Below are 16,984 nucleotides of genomic sequence, written 5' to 3' on the forward strand. Positions count from 1 at the left end.
TTAGGATGCGTAATACAGGATTAAAACTAGCCATGCTTTTGGCGATTTTTTCAGCATCATCTCAGGCACAGGTTGGTGGTACTGATGCTGAAGAAAATTACGATAAACGGGTAAAAATCGCGTTACAGGAAACCGATTTTAATTACGAAATCGATGAAGATGGCGATTTTAAACTGGTCATGGAATTTGATGATGCGCGGTCACAGGTGGTTTACGTAAGTACCCGAACCTACCGGCTTGAACATCTCGAAATCCGGGAAGTGTGGTCTATCGGGCATGTCAGTGATACGCAGTTGAGTGCAGAACTAGCGAATCAATTCCTAAGTGAAAGCTCAGACATGATTCTTGGTGGCTGGGAACAACAAACCTGGGGCGATCAGCAAGTGGTTATTTTCCGGGCTAAAATGTCAGCAAACGCCTCGGGCGAAACCTTAGCGTCGGCGATCGGCGCAGTTTCACAAACCGCCGATGATATCGAGAAGGAACTGGTAGGTACCGACGAGCTGTAAGCGTCGGTCACCTGCAAGCTCAGGCGCTGCTGTCCCGGCAAATATCATTCGGGTATTCCAGTTCAATGGTGGTATGGCTGAGTTGATAATCAGCCAGTGCAGCATCGATGCGTTCCTTCAGTTCGCAGCGTTCGTCGTCTGTGGGATTGCGGGCTAAGACTAAGTGGGCGGTGAGGACGTGAGATTCGCCATCCAGGGACCAGAAATGCAGGTGGTGGACACTGGCGATATTCGGCAGCTCCTGCAGAGACTCGGCCACCGCCTGATAGGTTTCCTGATCCGGTGAAGCTTGCACAAACAGCTTAAGTGTTGCCCACAGGTTGCGGAAAACATTCAGCAGAATGAACAGCGTAAAAGCAATCGAAAGAATAGGGTCGAGAATTGGCCAGTCGACAAACAACAGCACAATACCGACAATCAGCACGGCGACCCAGCCCAAAACGTCTTCCAGTAAATGCCAGTTGATGACCCGTTCGTTGAGGGTCTTGCCTTGCGACAACTTATAAGCAGCAAAACCGTTGACTGCAATACCCAGCACAGCCAGCGCAATCATGCCGTCGGCAACAGGCATTTGCGGCTCCCACAAGCGCGGAATCGCAGTCATTACGATCCAGACGGAACCAGCAATAAGCACCACAGCATTAAGGAATGCGCCAACCAGGTTGAGTCGTTTGTAGCCGTAGGTGAAGCTGTGATTGGCTTCTTTGTTACCAAGTTTATTCAATACCCAGGCCAATCCGAGCGACATACTGTCACCCAAATCGTGCACAGCATCAGCTAAAATAGCGGTACTGTTGGTGAGTATGCCGCCGATAAACTCAATAATAGTGAAAACGAAATTAAGTAAAAACGCCCAGCCTAAGCGTGATGAAGGCATATCTTTTGAATGATCGTGGCCATGGTGATGTCCCATCAAAGCTCCTTCGGTTGCGCGCTGATGATGTCAGCTTATTGGTTGGTGGACGTCAACGCTTCGGCACAGGCATGTGCGCTGGCCCAGGCCCACTGGAAATTATAGCCGCCTAACCAGCCGGTAACATCGACCACCTCACCGATAAAGTATAGGCCGCTCTGGTGCTTGCTGGCCATAGTTTTGGAGCTGAGCTGGTCAGTATCAACCCCGCCGAGGGTAACTTCGGCAGTGCGGTAACCTTCGGTGCCGTTGGGTTTGACCGGCCAGGCGTGAAGCTTAGTGGCGACGCTTTCAAGTAGTGCATTGCTGCAGTCTGCCAGGTTTTTGTCTGGCCATTGCTGTTGCTCAGCGAAGGTTTGCGCGAAGCGTTTCGGAAACCATTGCTGCAACACACTGCGCAGACCCAGCTTTGGCCGTTCAGCGCGCAGTCGTTGTAATTCGGCAAGGCTATCAAGCTGTGGCAGCAGGTCGACAGTGAAAGTTTCGCCCGGCAACCAATAGGATGAGATTTGCAGCATCGCCGGACCGCTGAGGCCACGATGGGTGAATAACATCGCCTCTTTGAAACTGGCGCGATCATTCTGCGCAGTTACATCAAGAGCCAGTCCGGAGAGCTCACTGTATGCCTCTTTGTCGCGCTCGTGCAGGGTGAAAGGGACTAGTCCGGCGCGCACCGGCAGTACAGTATGGCCGAATTGCTCCGCCAGCTGATAGCCCAGCGGCGTTGCCCCGAGTTTTGGCATGGATAATCCGCCACAGGCGACCACTAACTGTGGCGCAGAGTACTCACCCTGGGACGTACTTACTGTATAGCGCTGGTCCTGCCACACCACCTTGGTGATCTCTGTACGCAGTTGCACCCTGGCACCGTAAGCTGCACATTCATCAAGCAACATGCGCACAATGGCTTTGGCTGAGTCATCACAAAACAGTTGGCCGAGGGTTTTTTCGTGGTACGCAATGCCATGCTTTTCGACTAGCGCGATAAAATCCCATTGGGTGTAGCGACTGAGGGCTGACTTACAAAAGTGCGGATTTTCCGACAGGTAATTTTCCGGACTTGCGTACAAGTTGGTAAAATTACAGCGGCCACCGCCAGAGATTAAGATCTTTTTCCCTGCTTGCTTGGCATGGTCGAGCAATAACACCCGCAGACCCCGGGCAGCCGCTTGCCAGGCACAATGCAAACCGGCAGCGCCGGCACCAATCATAATCACATCGTAGTTAGTATTCATGCTGAGCTTTGGTCCGCAGTTTTGCTTAGATAAATATCGAAGCGGTGCTTCTTACTGACCACTTGCCCATCGGGCTTTGTATCAGCCAGATAAGCCGCATGTTGCGGACGCTTTACCACCACTCTGCGACGGGCTATTTGGCGCGCCGGAGCCAGCAGCTGATCAGCATCGGTATCGGCGCCGACCAACTGTTGAAACATCTGCATATCTTTTTTCACTGCCGCCTTTTGCTTACGGTCACTTTTGGGATACATGGGGTCGAGGTAAACCACGTCAAAACTCGCGGGTTGAGCGTCAGCTAAGCTGGCAAAGGGCGCTAAAAAAAACTGCTCGCGGTAGTCCGGTTGCTCTGCGTACAGCCGCTCGAGCGCATCAGCTAGCAGCGCATAGACTTTAGGCTGGCGCTCGAGCATAGCAACAGTCGCACCAAGGTTCACCAACACCCAGGCATCGCGCCCCAGCCCGGCAGTGGCATCGAGAATACTGCTGTCAGGATGCTTGGCCAGCCCACAGGCACGCGCAATAGCTTCATCTTTGGTGGTTGCTAACTGGGCACGGCGCGCTTGCTTGCCAGCGAGAAAATCAATGACCAGCGGCTTCATTTCCTCGTGCTCGTGCCAGACCAGGCCTAAACCTGAAGCTGTATTAAGCAGTGAAAATGACTCGACCGAAGTCACGGTGCGCGTTCCATATCAACATGAGGAATGCCGTCTTCAAGGTACTCGGCACCGATCTCACGAAATTCAAAACTGTGATAGAACGCACGCAGATACACCTGCGCACCGAGGCGGATCGGGGCATCGGGGTAATGCTCGTGACACCAGTCGATGGCGCGCCGCATAAGCTCACGGCCAAGGCCTTGCCGGCGCACGGTGCCGGCGCTGATCACCCGACCAATGCGTGCATAAGGGGTTTTGCTGCTGGCGCCAAACAAGCGTGCGTACGCAACCATGACGCCGGCCGCATCGAGAGCGTACAGATGAAAAGCCTGATCGTCGAGGCCGTCAGCGTCTAGGTAAGGACAGGTCTGTTCGACCACAAAAACGTCCTGCCGCAATTGCAGTAACTGATAGAGTTCTTTGGTAGTTAATTCGGCAAAGGATTTAACTACCCAGGTAAGTTGGTCGTTCATCGTGCAACCTTGCGTTTGGCTTGTGCTAATGAAATGACATTGGCCGCCCGGGGCTTTGCCGTATACAAGGCCAATAACTCAGCAACTTTGGTTCTGCCATCGGCTTTGGGGCTAATAAAGCGTGCCACCTGCAGGCTTTGTAAATCGGCATCGGCATACAGCAACCGGGTTAAATCGGTATCGTGATTACTAATCACTACCGGGATGCCACGTTTGTGCGCAGTATGAGCGGCACGGCGCGCCAGTTCATGCTGCTGATCCAGACTAAATCCGCTAGTGGCATAGGCGGTAAAATTTGCGGTCGCAGTCAATGGCGCGTAAGGCGGATCGCAATAGACCACGTCGCCTTTACGGGCGCGGCGGAAAACTTTCTCGAAACTCAGACAAGTAAACACCGCGCGCTGTGCCTTAGCGGCAAAAAATTCGATTTCCTGTTCCGGGAAATAGGGCTTACGGTAGCTGCCAAAAGGCACATTAAACTGTCCGGAGCGATTGTACCGGCAAAGCCCATTGTAGCCATGACGGTTGAGGTACAAAAACAGCAATGAGCGTTGGTAACTATCTACGGTGGCGTTAAATTCACGACGCAGGGCGTAGTAGGCGTCATCACTGTTGTTGCCTGCAGTAAATAATTTACGGGCATCATGAATAAATGTTTGCGGGCGGCGCTTGATGGTTTTAAACAGCGCAATTAAATCAGGATTGACGTCGTTAAGAACATAGCGTGGATAGTCGGTGTTGAGGAATACGGATCCCGCTCCGACAAAAGGTTCAACTAACTTATTACCCTCTGGCAGCAAGGCAGTGATGGGCTCAATCAGATTGTATTTACCGCCTGCCCATTTAAGAAAGGCACGATTTTTCTTAGTCACGACTGTTGGTCCACACTTAACGAGTTGTTTCGGTGACGGCGCGAATGGCTTGCCAAACGCCTGGCCAGTCGGTGACGGTGCGTAGTTCAGCGTGGCCAATACGAGTGGGCAAGATAAACCTTAACCGCCCTGCCTGTACTTTTTTATCACGTTGCATGCGCTGTTGCCACTTTGCTTCAGTTAGTTGCGGGGCGCGCACAGGCAGGCCAAAGGTTTGCAGCAGCGCGAGGATGCGCTGGTAGTCAGCGCTGGTTAACTCGTCATGTTGCAGCATATACTGCGCGGCCACCACGGTGCCTGCCGCCACAGCTTCACCGTGATGCCAGCTGGTGTAATATTCAGCCTCGATAGCGTGGCCAAAGGTATGGCCAAGGTTGAGCAGCGCCCGCTGGCCTTGTTCCCGCTCGTCCGCGGCAACAATCTCGGCCTTAATCTCGCACGAGCGGCAGATAGCGTAGGCCAGAGCTTCAGGTTCGCGGGCATTCAGCGCTGCGGCATTTTGTTCCAGCCAGGCAAAGAACTGCGCATCATAAATAATGCCGTATTTGACTACCTCGGCGAGGCCGCAGGCATAATCGCGGGTGGTGAGTGTGGTTAAGCAATCGGTGCTGATCACCACGGCACGCGGTTGGTAAAAGGCACCAATGAGATTTTTACCGCCGGGATGGTTAATAGCATTTTTTCCGCCCACTGACGAGTCGACCTGTGCGAGTAACGTTGTCGGCAACTGATAAAAATCGACCCCACGCTGAAAGGTAGCGGCAACAAAACCCGCTAAATCACCGACCACACCGCCGCCGAGAGCCAGAATTGCGCAATCACGATTAAAGCTTGCCGCGATTAATGCATCCATGATTTCGCCGTAGGATGAGATGCTTTTGGCATGCTCGCCATCGGCGATTTCGTGCACGATAACCGTCGCTGATTCAGGCAAAGCGGCTTGCAGAGGTTTTAAATAGTGAGCGGCGATAGTTGCATTGGTGATAATGCAAAGCTGTCCGGGCAAATCGGTGAGCAGTGTCGGCAAGCTTGTAAACAGCTGCCGACCAATATGAATAGGATAACTACGTTCAGCAAGTCCGACGTCGATGCGATGTATCAAAGTCTGAGAGTCGGCTTGCATGCGTTGCTCCGTAGCTGGGGCTATAACCCCACTTGTTCAATTATTTTGTCGACCACAAACTTAGCACTTTGCTCATCGGTGCGCACTACCACGTCAGCAATTTCCTCATACAAAGGATTGCGTTGTGAGGCGAGGTCTTCGAGCACGGCACGCGGGTCTTCAGCTTCAGCAATCAGGGGCCGACGCTTGTCACGCTGGGTGCGGGCAAGTTGCTTTTCAATGGGCGTTTGCAGGTAAACCACGATGCCACGAGCGGAAAGCCGGTTGCGACTCTCTTTACTGAGGATAGAACCACCGCCGGTTGCCAGAACAATACCGGTTGCTTCAGTCAGTTCTTCAATAACTTTTTCTTCGCGCGCGCGGAAACCTTCCTCACCTTCCAGTTCGAAGACCCACGCGATATCGGCACCAGTGCGGCGCTCGATTTCAGAATCAGAGTCGAAGAATTCAAGGTGAAGTTGCCGAGCCAGTTGTCGGCCAATCGTGCTTTTACCAGCCCCCATGGGGCCTACCAAGAAAATGTTACGTTTTTCAGCCATATCTTTGCTTTACATCACTCGTTTAATAGCTGTGACTCACGGAATCCGGAGTGTCTGTCTGACCTTCCTTTACCCAATCCAAAAGAGGCGGGATTATCGCAAGTCACAGCCATTTAAGCAAGGATTACGGCGTCGACATTACAATTCGTGGTGTCACAAAGATCAGCAGTTCACGCTTTTCGTGAATCTGACTATCGCTGCGGAACAGCACACCAACGTAAGGGATGTCGCCCAATAATGGTACCTTGGTAATATCGTTCAGGATTTGCTGCTGATAAATCCCCCCGAGAACGATGGTTTCGCCATTGCCAACTAATACTTGGGTACCAATTTCTTGGGTATCAATGGATACCGCAGGTCCTGTCGGTGTTGAAACTGTCTCACCACGAGTATTCTGGGTAATTACCAGATCCATAATGACTCGATTATCCGGGGTGATTTGCGGTGTCACCTCAAGACCTAAAACTGCTTTCTTAAACTGTACTGAAGTGGCACCTGATGAAGCACTCTCGACGTAAGGGATCTCGGTACCTTGTTCGATGTATGCTTTTTTCTGGTTTGCCGTTGTGATGCGTGGACTCGCAATGATCTCGCCCTTGTTCTCGCGTTCCAATGCGGACAGTCTAGATCAAGCAATCGGCCATCTGCTAGTTTTGCAACTTGGAAGCCAATAGTTGCGGCCGGATTGCTAACCGGGAGATTCACATTAAAGTCGCCTGATGTCTCAGTTCCCGAACCCCAAATATCCGGACCACTTGCATCAGGATTGGTAAAGCCCCAGACGATGCCGAGTTCATCACTAATATTATCACGTACAGTGACCATGCGTGCTTCGATGACTACCTGCTTAACAGCGACGTCAAGCACTTTAACCATATCTTCAACTTCTTCGATCTGCCGTGGCGTATCCCTCACTAGTAGAGTATTAGTGCGCTCATCGACAGTTACCGCGCCACGTTCAGACAGCAAGTCTGAACTTTCTGTACGTAATATGGCTGCAATATCAACAGCTTTAGCATAATTAATTTGAATGTATGTGCTCTCCAGTGGGGCTAACTGAGACAGGCGCTGTCTAGCTTCAAGTTCTTGAGCTTCACGTTCGGCAAGCTCATCAGCAGGGGCAACGATAAGAATGTTGCTGTCCATGCGGCTGGATAAGCCTTTAACCCGCAGGATGGTGTTCAGGGCGCGCTGCCATGGCACATTCTCCAGCCGTAACGTGATGTTACCGGTCACAGACTCACTGGCCACGAGGTTAAGGTCATTTTCATTTGCCAGGATCTGCAACAACTGGCGTACCGGAACATTCTGGAAGTTAAGCGATATAGGACGTTGTGAACCATCGTTCTCGACCACTTCAATTGGTTTGCTGAACTTCAGATTCAGCGAGCCATCGATTTGCTCGAGTTGGTGACGGAAGTCATCCTTACCGGTAATGGTCACAACTGCGTCATCACCATCACGGAAGGTTTCAATGTGTGCTATTGGAGTTGCAAACTGACTCACATCTAAAACGTAAAGCAAATCATCACTGATTTCGGTATCGTACAGCGTAAGTTCAAGACGGTTACCGCGTATCCGGGCTTCATGCTCAATATTTTCTTCGCTCAGCTGTAGACGCAGGAGTGCAATATCGTCTGGTAAGCGGGTGAAATCGATATCGGTGACGCTGGGCAGGTCAGGGTCAGGCGAAGATGCTGCTGTAACCACAGCAGGCTGTTCAGGTGCCGGACGGCGCTCAGGAGCGGGTTCAGTTGCGGCAACTGGTTCTGGCTCTGCGCTGACACTTTCAGGCTCAGTGGTGGTGATCGCGGCTGTTTGACCTGCATCACCTGGCTCGTCGGATTCAACAAAGACCAACACCATCACGTCTTCATAACGGCTCAGTAAGTGGTCTAATGGTTGTTTAGTGGTGACCCGTAACAGGGTATCTTCGCGTTGCTGCTCCAGACTAACGTCTTCTAACAGCGGGTGGTCTGCAAGCTGTTGTAAACCAGAAGCAAGTTCATTGTCGGTCCCCAGCAATAGGAATTCGTGAACCAGGGGGTTCTCACTACGTCGAACAACCGGTGCTTGCACCGCATTAGTGAAATGCACCTCAAGATTGAAGCGGTCATTCGCTAATGGAATTTGTTCGATACGTACTAGCTCGTTGGCACCAACCGCAGCTGGTAACAACATCATGAGCATCATGAAACGGATAACGTACGTCATAGATCAGAACTCCCTTGTGAACCCGGTAAGCGCAGTGCGGTGTTGCGTTGTTGCCAACAACCATCACCGGCTGGAACCCATTCAGATATCATAATGTAATTTGGAGTGATTTCGGTAACTTGCCCCAAATTAAGGCCTAAATAATCTCCCATCGAAACTCGATAGAGACGGCTTTGATTGGTACTAATTAGTGCTACTTGGCCTTCGGCATTGGTACGCATAGTGCCAACCAAAGTAAACTGGTCAAGACCCAACGATTCCAGTTCTTCACGCTCGCGATCGAGGTTGGGTTGCGGGCAACCTGGTGTGTTCGCGTTCTGCTCCGGTGCATTGAGTGGAGCCGGTTCAAACGGATTACGAAATGCGCGTCCAGTGTAGTCGATGCGCACTAATTCAGGCATTTTCGGAACCGGATCGGCACTAGGTACCGAGCTGGAGCGTACCTGTTCAGTGTAGGCGACTAAATCTTGATGGCCACCTTGGCTGCAAGCGCCAAGCAGTAGACTCGTTAAAGCAACTAAGGTCAAGCGCTTACTCATGGTTGCGCCCTCAAAGTTTGCTGGCGATAGGTTTCGGCAGTTACATTAAGACGCAATTCTTCGCTTAAATCTGAGCGTTGCAGAGTGAAATCCTTCACGCTGATAATTCGGTGCAGGCCCGCAATCTGACCAATAAAATCGCCAATTTGATGGTAGCCACCTTGTAAATCAAAACGCATCGGAAGTGCGGTATAAAACTCTCTTGGTTGTGCCGCTAACCACTCGATTCGGTCAAAATCCAGACCACTACGTGTGCCTACCAGAGTAATATCGTCGAGCAATCTGGCAGTCTCATCGTCGTCAGGAAGCATGTCTAATAAAACTTCGAGATCTTTATTCAGCTGAGTCAACTGCTCCTGATAGACTGGTAAGTTAACCGCAGTCTGATATTTCAATTCATAATCTTGTTTAAGCTGATTCTCTCTGGCTTGCTCTTTTTGATAGGCGCTCCACTCATCGGATAAGAGAAAGTGGTAGGCCAGGCCTAAACAAATAATCACCAACAATAGCAATGCACCGAACCTAAATGGCGCAGGCCAGAATGGCATTTCATTGATATCAAGTTCGCGCAAATTCATTAGCGACCTCCCTGATTGACGGAAGGGGTAGTACCCTCTTTTGCGAGGGAGACACTAAGGGAAAAAGCACTGTACCGGGTTGGACCATCGCCCCCCTCAGCATCGGTTGAAATTTCTCTTAATTCCGGATTGTTGAAGACGTCAGAGTCACTCATCTCACGTAAAAACTCAGAAACACGGTTGTTGGAAACACTACGACCTCTCAGGCTCAGTCGGTCACCGCGTTTTTCTAAACTCAAAATATGTACTCCGTCGGGAGTTCGCTCGGACAGTTCATTCAGCATTTGAATTGCTGTATTGCGATCACGGTGTAAGGACTGGATCAACTCCATGCGATTGACGATTAAATCTTTTTTCTTATTAATCTCCTGTATTTCAGCAATCTGCTGATCAAGGATGGCAATCTGTGCAGTTAAAAACTGGTTTCGTGCCTGTTGTTGTTGCTTATAGTCCTGGATAACACTATAGGCGATAAATACAATGCCAGCGGCAATCAGAAGCGCAATAAAGGCTTGGATGCCAAATTTTTGTTTCGCGCGTTGGCGCGCTATTTCGCGCCAGGGGAGCAGGTTTACGTGTGCCATGGGGTAAAGCTCCGTAACGCTAATCCCAATGCCTCAACAAAGCGTGGGCCATGAGATTGTAAGTGTTGATATTTACTCGGTAGCGGGAAGTGCTCGAATGGATTAAGGCTAATGACCGGGTACTCCACCTGTTCGCGGATGTTATCGACGATCATCGGTAGCATCGCGCCGCTGTTGATCAACAAAATACCAGCGAAATCTTTCTTGGTCGCATTGCTGCGGTAAATTTGCATGCCGCGGCTGATTTGCGCCCAGAGGTTGCCTAAGAAGTCCTGCAGGATGATCGGTGAAATATCGTCGGTTTCGCCGGCGCGTAATTTAGCAAATATTTGGCCATGGTCCACTTCGCCGTCGTTATCCAGCGCTTTAAAAAGTTGGGTGAGACCGCCACTCTGATAACGCGTGAACATCACTTCGCCATGCCCAATGACAATCGTCTGCACCGCCGCGCTACTAATATCGAGAACCATTAGCGGTAATTTGTTGTCATAGAGATCGGGATGCAAATGGGGCATCACATGATCGCAGGCGCGGAGTATAGCCTGGTTATCCACATCCATGATGCGGACTTTATAGCCGGCTTCTTCCAACGCTTGCACGCGGGTGTCGACGCTCACGGTGCGGGTCGCGGTTACAATGACACGTTGCTGGCCGGGCATGGTTGGATGCTCGCCAAGACTTTCGAAGTCATACCGGACTTCGGCGATGGGGAAAGGTATAAGAGCTTCAGCTTCAGTCTCGATTTTTTCAGCAATAGCTTCGTCGTCAAGATCGAGCGACATAGCCAGCTGCTTTGAAATCGCCTGATTGCCTGATACGGCGCCAACGACATCAATAGCTCGCGTGCCTAAGCTTTTTTTATTTTGCTTGAGCGCTTTGGAAAGCTTTTCTATGTCCGTAATTTCATCGTCGGTGATAAGATTCTTAGCTAATTGCGTCTCAGCAACACGCACAATTTCATAGGTGTCGCCTTGTGATACAATTTCCACAGCCTTAATCGCATCTGTTCCGATATCGATGCCTAGACCAGGTTTTTTACCTAGACCAAACAGCCCCATAATGTTCTCCCGATGGGATGTGTAAATGGCTTATAATTCATTGTTATGTAAGTTGCCATTCGCTGCGCACGACAGAAATGTAAGATCCACGCAAAGAGCATAGCAGTTTTTTAGTGTCGCGTAGGAATCTCTGCTTATCTTTCTATAATATGCAGTTAAAGATAGCAACAAAAACACTGTTTCTTTACAAGATAGCACTAGATCCAAAAAAGGATAAATTTTGTGAAAGTTTTAAAATGGATACTGTATGGCGCATTGATTGCTTTTGTTTTAGGCAGTCTCAGCGTTGGTGGTATGTACTTATACTACAAAGACGAGCTGCCAAGTGTTGCGGAACTTCGTGAAGTTCGCCTACAGACACCTATGCAAGTTTATTCCTCCGATGGTGAGATGATCGCGCAATTTGGCGAGATTCGCCGTATCCCGGTGCGTCTGGAAGATGTGCCGCAGACCATGATTGACGCCTTCCTGGCGACCGAAGACCAGCGTTTTTATGAGCACGTCGGCATTGACCCGATTGGCGTCGCCCGTGCTTTTTTCCAGCTGCTGGCGAGCGGTGAAATTCAAGGTGGCGGTAGTACAATCACCCAACAGCTTGCGCGGAACTTCTACTTAACCTTTGAGCAAACGTGGACGCGAAAAATAAAAGAAGCTTTTATCGCACTGCATATTGAGAATCAGCTGGAAAAAAATGAGATTCTTGAACTTTATCTAAATAAAATCACATTCGGCCACCGCGCGCATGGTGTTGGCGCGGCTGCGCAAGTCTATTACGGCAAAGACCTGGACCAACTGACTTTAGCTGAAATGGCGATGATTGCCGGTTTGCCAAAAGCCCCTTCGACGATGAATCCCATTTCCAACCCGGAACGTGCACGCGATCGGCGGGCGGTGGTGCTGGGTCGGATGCTAGCGGAGGATAAAATCACTGAAGCCGAGTATCAGTCGGCATTGGCGGCTCCCATCAAAACCCGTGTACATAGCGCCGAAGTAACCATGAATGCACCTTATCTGGCGGAAATGGTTCGCGCTGAAATGGTTGCCCGCTACGGCGAAGATATCGCCTACAACAGCGGGCTGAAAGTGTACACGACCGCGAGCGCGAAACAGCAGCGCGCAGCGCAGCGCGCGGTACAACACAATTTGCATGCTTATGATGAACGTCACGGCTATCGTGGCGTCGAAGCCCAGCTCTGGTCGGCGAAAGAAGATGAAGAACCATTACCAGTTGCTACTGTGGTTGAGCGATTAGATGAATTCCGGCCGATAGGCCTGACCCGTCCCGCAGCTGTGCTCGAGATCAACGAAGCCAGCCGGGCAGCGACCATTGTTTTCGCTGATGGTGAACAGGCGCAGCTGGCCTGGGCAAACGTGGCGTGGGCACGTCCCTTTATTAACCGTGAGCGTCAGGGACAAGCTCCTGAAACCATCAATGATGTGATTAGCCCGGGCGCAGTCATTCGGGTGCGCGCGACGGAAAGCGGTTGGCGACTGGCGCAAGTGCCTGAACCCAGTGCAGCGATTGTCGCGCTGCGCCCCGGTGATGGCGGTATTGCCGCGGCCGTTGGTGGTTATAGCTTTGCCAACAGCCAATACAACCGCGCGGTACAGGCTGAGCGACAGGTAGGTTCGAATATCAAACCTTTCATCTACTCTGCGGCATTGGCGAACGGTTTTACCCTGGCAACGCTGGTCAATGATGCACCGATTAACCAATGGAATCCGGGCAGCGGTATTGCCTGGCGACCACGCAATTCGCCGGACGTGTACGAAGGCCCTATCCGTGTGCGTCAAGCGCTGGCAAAATCGAAAAACGTTGTATCCGTGCGCCTACTGCGGGCGATGGGCGTCGAGACCGTGGTCAACTATTTAACTAATTTTGGTTTTGAGTACGACGAGCTGCCGCGCAACGAATCCCTGTCGCTGGGCTCGGCGTCAATGACACCACTGGAAGTCGCACGTGGTTATGCGGTATTTGCTAATGGTGGCTACCTCATCGAACCTTATTTTATTGAACGCATCGTTGATAATCAGGAACAAGTGATTTTCACAGCGCGGCCAAAAGTTGCCTGTGTAGAATGCCAGCCAGCAGAACGTGACGTGTTACCAGCACCGCAGGTAATCACCGAGCAAAACGCATTTCTGGTGACCCAGGCGATGAATTCTGCTGTCTGGGGTGGTGGTAGCTGGGCGCATAAAACCGGCTGGAATGGTACCGCATGGCGGATTCAGCGATCGGACGCTATTACTAAGCATGCCGGTCGTAACGTCGCAGGTAAAACGGGTACCACCAACGACGTGAAAGACACCTGGTTCTCTGGCTTTGTTAGTGGTTTGGTTACCACCGGCTGGGTCGGTTTTGATAATCTGGAAAACGCCCTTGGCAGCACCACCATGAACAGTAACCTCGATGCGGCCGAGCAACCGATTTCAGGTACTGAAGCGGGCGCAAAAACGGCGCTGCCGATGTGGATCGACTTTATGGAAACAGCGGTGGAAGATGTTGCAGCTGAACCTTTCGATGTACCGCCTGGATTGGTTTCGGCGCGGATTGATCTGGCGACGGGCAAGCTAAGCCGCGCCAGTGATTACACGACCCGCTTTGAGTACTTTATTCCGGGCACAGCACCGACGGAGTATGTTGATAACTCGTCGTCACCAACGGTGTTCGGTGACGACGATTCGATCTTCTAATCCACTCAGGATTTCTTGGCCAGGCGGCTGAGCAACTGATTTAAATCAGATTGCACGCCGCCTGCGGTGACTTCTTTACCAGCACCCGGGCCACTGATGACCAATGGCATCTCATGGTACCAGTCGGTGTAAATCACAAAAATATTCTCGCCCGGAATCAGATTGGCCAGCATATCGCCTTCGGGAATGTATTCAATCCCAACCCGGGCGCGTACGCGGTCGTCCTGCACCGCAAAACTCGCCAGTAAGCGCGGTACCTTGCCCGTCTGCTGGGCGTCCTGATAAAGATCCTGCATGCCGTCGTCGAGTTCCGGCAGACGCTGCATGAACTCATCTAACGGAATGTCTTCCAGGTGTTCGGGTAACAGACTTTCGACATCAATGTCCTGCCAGTCCAGCCGCAGGCCAATTTCGCGCGCCAGAATCAGTAGTTTACGGACAATATCCTGACAGGATAAATCTTCCCGCGGATCCGGTTCACTCAGACCACGTTCTTTCGCTTCGCGCACCAGGTCACTGAATTTGACGTCGGCATTGAAGTTCTCGAATAACCACGACATGGTGCCCGAGAAAATCCCGGAAATACTCTGAATGGTATCGCCGGAGTTACGCAAATCATTCAGTGCATAATTCAGTGGCAGGCCAGCGCCCACGGTGGTGTTGTAATACCATTCCCGCTGATATTCCTGCTGAATGGTACGAATTTCGCTGTACTGACTGTCAGTCGATGCGCCAGCGCGTTTGTTAGCACTGATGATGTGCATACCGTTGGCAAAAAAGCTCGGGTACAACTGCGCGACAGAAGTGGCATCGGTTAAATCCATCATGACCAGTTCATCATAAGGTGCGTTCGGCAGCTCTGGAATGAGTTGACTCATTTCATAGGGGCGCGCCAGTCGTTCAAAATTATCCTGCCAGTCAGTCAGGTCGAGGCCGTTGTAGTCGAGCCACATGCGGGTCGAGTTCAATACGCCGATGATGCGCACGTCCATTTGTTCGTTGATGCGCTCGCGTAAGCGGCGGTAAAGACTAAGCCAGGCACTACCGATATTTCCGCGGCCAACCACCAGCACACCGAGGCTGCGGCGGTGATTAAACAACTGACTATGGATACGGTTAAGTAGGCGGTTATCGAGTTTTTGCTCAAGAATCGCCACCACCGCGTTGTTATCCGGGGTGAGGGCCAGCCGCCGAAGCGCCTGCTCGCCTGCTTCCTGTTTGAACACCGAGTATTGTTCGGTTTCCTGTATTCGGTTGCCAACCAGAGCCAGCATGGCATAGCCGGTCAGCTTACTGGCGCTGTGCTTGGTGTCAGTCGCGGCTAACCATTGTTCCATGTAATCGAGGTGGTTCTGGTGGTAGGCATAATAAGCCTGATGCTGATCCACTTCGTTCCAGCTGGTTAGTGGTGTCAGTTCGAGGTCTTCGATGGCCTGAATCAGCTTGGCATCGCGCAGGTCGACCCGAAACAACACTACTTCGGAGAGCGCGGTCAGTACTTTGCCAGCAGGTTCAGTGTCTTCGTACTGACCAATGCGGGTTTGTTGATTCTCGACTTTCAGGCTGGAGCGCACAGCGATTACCATGCGTTCGCGGTTGACCGGCTGGAAGGTACGCGGATGCAAAACCGGGCTGCCAAGGCGGGCCAGCTCTTCTGCTTCACGCCAGTCCAGAATCGGTAAACTCACCACCCGCTCAACTTTGCGCGGATCCGCCGAGTAGACCCCGGCAACATCTTTCCAGATGGTGACCTGTTTGGAGTCGATTAAACTGCCGACTAAGGTTGCGGAGTAGTCACTGCCGTTACGGCCAAGTATCAGTGAACGACCTTCCGGATCTGCACAGATAAAGCCAGTTACAATGAAGCGGGTCCCAGCATGGGCAGCAATCCGGTTTAATAAACCAGCACGGGAAACTTCGACGCGGATCAGCGGTTCTGGTGCGTCGTCAGCGACGAGGAAAGTGCGGGCATCAATGTAATCGGCCTGGGTGCCTTGCTGCTTGAGAAGGGCAGCCAATAGTCGCGCCGACCAGAGTTCGCCGTAGGATAACAGCTCCGGACGATTCTCGATGGTTTCCTCGCCACTTAGCCAGTTCCACCAGCGACTGAAGTCTTTTTGCGAAGCAGCCAGCAGGCGTTGTTGATGCTCACCGCTCAACAATTCACTGATCAGACCCTGCTGATATTTTTCCAGCTGTTTCAGCAAGACTTCCGCCATGCCGTAGTCGCCGTCGGCATCGCCTTCTTGTTTGGCATCAATGATGGCAAGAATGCGGTTGGTGGTGTCCCCTGCGGCAGATACCACCACCAGATCACTGGCGCCGGCATATTCTGTGACAATGCGGGCAACACGGCGATAGCAATAAGCATCGGCGAGACTGCTGCCCCCAAACTTGTGAACCTGAACCTGCTCTGCAACGGTATGAATTTGTGCGTCCGAAACCTCAACCTTCATGATGCGTATGCGTTCTCCGGAAAGTGTCAAAAAAATCGATTATACGGTGGCGTTGCTTCGCAATAAAGCCATGTAAGTTAAGCTTAATGCAAATAAGCCGTATAGACAGCTAAGCGTATAAAGTTGACTGTACCGCAGACCATTGTACAATTCACCCCATTGTGTGGGGTTATTCAGCAGAAGGTGCAGTATGGAGTGGGACGGCGAGTATATTTATCCGTATGTGGAACATGGCAAGAAAAGCGAGCAGGTGAAGAAGATCACCGTGTCGATTCCTACCCGGGTACTGAAAGTGTTAACCGACGAGCGCACCCGTCGGCAAATTAAAAACCTCCGACATGCGACCAACAGTGAATTGTTGTGTGAGGCATTTTTGCATGCCTTCACCGGTCAGCCCCTGCCGACCGATGACGACTTACGTAAAGACAACCCGCACAAAATCCCGGCTGAAGTGCGCGCCGAACTCGAGCGCCGCGGCCTGCCCATTCCCGAGGATGAAGAGCTCAGCGACGACGAACTCGAGTAAAGCATTACCCGG

At 51.6% G+C, this 16,984-nt stretch carries 15 protein-coding genes and 2 pseudogenes; 3 read left to right on the plus strand and 14 right to left on the minus strand.

The features are described from left to right. The first annotated feature begins 5 nt into the window (after positions 1–5). Entirely contained in the window at positions 6–509 is a 504-nt protein-coding gene (locus CWI69_RS09495) for a hypothetical protein (RefSeq protein WP_126763977.1), read from the plus strand. Between the two features lie 19 nt (positions 510–528). Here CWI69_RS09495 and CWI69_RS09500 read toward each other — a convergent pair whose 3' ends face one another. The 13 genes and pseudogenes from CWI69_RS09500 to pilM form a co-directional block, all read right to left on the minus strand. Then, positions 529–1,422, minus strand: a complete 894-nt coding sequence (locus tag CWI69_RS09500; RefSeq protein WP_126763978.1) for a cation diffusion facilitator family transporter — start codon at positions 1,420–1,422, stop codon at positions 529–531. 35 nt (positions 1,423–1,457) lie between these two features. Continuing rightward, the gene (locus CWI69_RS09505; RefSeq protein WP_126763979.1) at positions 1,458–2,657 is read right to left on the minus strand and encodes a BaiN/RdsA family NAD(P)/FAD-dependent oxidoreductase; all 1,200 of its coding nucleotides are present in this window, start codon (positions 2,655–2,657) and stop codon (positions 1,458–1,460) included. After that, positions 2,654–3,334: a class I SAM-dependent methyltransferase gene (locus CWI69_RS09510; protein WP_126763980.1), complete on the minus strand. Its 681-nt coding sequence runs from the start codon at positions 3,332–3,334 to the stop codon at positions 2,654–2,656. The genes CWI69_RS09505 and CWI69_RS09510 overlap by 4 nt, the downstream gene beginning before the upstream one ends. Next, positions 3,331–3,789 carry a GNAT family N-acetyltransferase gene (locus CWI69_RS09515; protein WP_126763981.1) on the minus strand — a complete coding sequence of 153 codons (459 nt, stop codon included), beginning with the start codon at positions 3,787–3,789 and terminating at the stop codon, positions 3,331–3,333. The genes CWI69_RS09510 and CWI69_RS09515 overlap by 4 nt, the downstream gene beginning before the upstream one ends. Further along, complete coding sequence (locus CWI69_RS09520; protein ID WP_126763982.1) at positions 3,786–4,661, minus strand: Dam family site-specific DNA-(adenine-N6)-methyltransferase; 876 nt, start codon at positions 4,659–4,661, stop codon at positions 3,786–3,788. Before CWI69_RS09520 ends, CWI69_RS09515 begins: the two co-directional genes overlap by 4 nt. Positions 4,662–4,677: 16 nt before the next feature. Then, the gene (gene aroB / locus CWI69_RS09525; protein WP_126764243.1) at positions 4,678–5,760 is read right to left on the minus strand and encodes a 3-dehydroquinate synthase; all 1,083 of its coding nucleotides are present in this window, start codon (positions 5,758–5,760) and stop codon (positions 4,678–4,680) included. A 44-nt stretch (positions 5,761–5,804) separates the two neighbouring features. After that, positions 5,805–6,323, minus strand: coding sequence for a shikimate kinase AroK (aroK, locus tag CWI69_RS09530; protein ID WP_126763983.1), 519 nt, complete (start codon positions 6,321–6,323; stop codon positions 5,805–5,807). Between the two features lie 124 nt (positions 6,324–6,447). Continuing rightward, positions 6,448–7,655 (minus strand): annotated as a pseudogene (locus CWI69_RS12415) (type IV pilus secretin PilQ); the annotation flags it as partial. A gap of 72 nt (positions 7,656–7,727) precedes the next feature. Continuing rightward, a pseudogene (locus tag CWI69_RS12420) lies at positions 7,728–8,537 on the minus strand (AMIN domain-containing protein); the annotation flags it as partial. Next, positions 8,534–9,076: a pilus assembly protein PilP gene (locus tag CWI69_RS09540; RefSeq protein ID WP_126763984.1), complete on the minus strand. Its 543-nt coding sequence runs from the start codon at positions 9,074–9,076 to the stop codon at positions 8,534–8,536. The pseudogene CWI69_RS12420 and the gene CWI69_RS09540, both read right to left, overlap by 4 nt. Continuing rightward, positions 9,073–9,654 carry a type IV pilus inner membrane component PilO gene (locus CWI69_RS09545; protein WP_126763985.1) on the minus strand — a complete coding sequence of 194 codons (582 nt, stop codon included), beginning with the start codon at positions 9,652–9,654 and terminating at the stop codon, positions 9,073–9,075. The genes CWI69_RS09540 and CWI69_RS09545 overlap by 4 nt, the downstream gene beginning before the upstream one ends. Further along, on the minus strand, positions 9,654–10,238 hold the full coding sequence (locus CWI69_RS09550) for a PilN domain-containing protein (RefSeq protein WP_126763986.1): 585 nt from the start codon (positions 10,236–10,238) through the stop codon (positions 9,654–9,656). The genes CWI69_RS09545 and CWI69_RS09550 overlap by 1 nt, the downstream gene beginning before the upstream one ends. Then, positions 10,226–11,296, minus strand: a complete 1,071-nt coding sequence (gene pilM, locus CWI69_RS09555; protein WP_126763987.1) for a type IV pilus biogenesis protein PilM — start codon at positions 11,294–11,296, stop codon at positions 10,226–10,228. Before pilM ends, CWI69_RS09550 begins: the two co-directional genes overlap by 13 nt. A gap of 222 nt (positions 11,297–11,518) precedes the next feature. On the opposite strand from pilM, the gene CWI69_RS09560 reads away from it, so the two are divergent. Beyond that, complete coding sequence (locus tag CWI69_RS09560; RefSeq protein ID WP_126763988.1) at positions 11,519–13,990, plus strand: penicillin-binding protein 1A; 2,472 nt, start codon at positions 11,519–11,521, stop codon at positions 13,988–13,990. Between the two features lie 5 nt (positions 13,991–13,995). On the opposite strand, the gene metL is transcribed toward CWI69_RS09560, so the two are convergent. Next, positions 13,996–16,446: a bifunctional aspartate kinase/homoserine dehydrogenase II gene (gene metL / locus CWI69_RS09565; protein WP_126763989.1), complete on the minus strand. Its 2,451-nt coding sequence runs from the start codon at positions 16,444–16,446 to the stop codon at positions 13,996–13,998. A 190-nt stretch (positions 16,447–16,636) separates the two neighbouring features. On the opposite strand from metL, the gene metJ reads away from it, so the two are divergent. Further along, positions 16,637–16,972, plus strand: coding sequence for a met regulon transcriptional regulator MetJ (metJ, locus tag CWI69_RS09570; protein ID WP_126763990.1), 336 nt, complete (start codon positions 16,637–16,639; stop codon positions 16,970–16,972). The last annotated feature ends 12 nt before the right edge of the window (positions 16,973–16,984 follow it).

It is taken from the genome of Pseudidiomarina halophila (genome assembly GCF_003987215.1).
Lineage (GTDB): Bacteria > Pseudomonadota > Gammaproteobacteria > Enterobacterales > Alteromonadaceae > Pseudidiomarina > Pseudidiomarina halophila.

Excerpts from the sequence above, each read along its gene's own strand:
- pilM (WP_126763987.1), bottom strand. The coding sequence starts at position 11,296 with ATGGGGCTGTTTGGTCTAGGTAAAAAACCTGGTCTAGGCATCGATATC.
- metJ (WP_126763990.1), top strand. The coding sequence starts at position 16,637 with ATGGAGTGGGACGGCGAGTATATTTATCCGTATGTGGAACATGGCAAG.
- aroK (WP_126763983.1), bottom strand. The coding sequence starts at position 6,323 with ATGGCTGAAAAACGTAACATTTTCTTGGTAGGCCCCATGGGGGCTGGT.
- CWI69_RS09495 (WP_126763977.1), top strand. The coding sequence starts at position 6 with ATGCGTAATACAGGATTAAAACTAGCCATGCTTTTGGCGATTTTTTCA.
- CWI69_RS09550 (WP_126763986.1), bottom strand. The coding sequence starts at position 10,238 with ATGGCACACGTAAACCTGCTCCCCTGGCGCGAAATAGCGCGCCAACGC.
- metL (WP_126763989.1), bottom strand. The coding sequence starts at position 16,446 with ATGAAGGTTGAGGTTTCGGACGCACAAATTCATACCGTTGCAGAGCAG.
- CWI69_RS09515 (WP_126763981.1), bottom strand. The coding sequence starts at position 3,789 with ATGAACGACCAACTTACCTGGGTAGTTAAATCCTTTGCCGAATTAACT.
- CWI69_RS09505 (WP_126763979.1), bottom strand. The coding sequence starts at position 2,657 with ATGAATACTAACTACGATGTGATTATGATTGGTGCCGGCGCTGCCGGT.
- CWI69_RS09545 (WP_126763985.1), bottom strand. The coding sequence starts at position 9,654 with ATGAATTTGCGCGAACTTGATATCAATGAAATGCCATTCTGGCCTGCG.
- CWI69_RS09540 (WP_126763984.1), bottom strand. The coding sequence starts at position 9,076 with ATGAGTAAGCGCTTGACCTTAGTTGCTTTAACGAGTCTACTGCTTGGC.
- CWI69_RS09500 (WP_126763978.1), bottom strand. The coding sequence starts at position 1,422 with ATGGGACATCACCATGGCCACGATCATTCAAAAGATATGCCTTCATCA.